Origin of the sequence: Acinetobacter sp. AL9 (assembly GCF_041464035.1) — a bacterium.
In the GTDB taxonomy this organism is placed as follows: Bacteria; Pseudomonadota; Gammaproteobacteria; order Pseudomonadales; family Moraxellaceae; genus Acinetobacter; species Acinetobacter towneri.
Genome location: NZ_JAYFSK010000319.1, coordinates 1 through 205 on the forward strand (window position 1 = coordinate 1; position 205 = coordinate 205).

A 205-nucleotide genomic window follows, 5' to 3' on the forward strand; every position below is an offset into this window, starting at 1 on the left:
ACATCATCTGACGGTGCCATCGAGTTCTCCCACCGCCAAGGCCATCAATTACACTCTGAAGCGTTGGCCAGCTTTAAGCCGCTATTTGGATGATGGCAATCTACCGATTTGCAATAATTGGGTAGAGAATCAAATGCGACCTTGGGCCTTAGGGCGCAAGAACTGGCTGTTTGCTGGCTCGCTGCGCAGCGGCCAGCGAGCGGCG

The 205-nt window shown here is 54.6% G+C and carries 1 protein-coding gene; it reads left to right on the forward strand.

All coding sequences use genetic code 11. The features are described 5' to 3' along the window. Nucleotides 1-205, forward strand: a 205-nt coding sequence (locus tag ACEO2X_RS14885) for a transposase (protein ID WP_371972233.1), incomplete at both ends; no start/stop codon positions are given.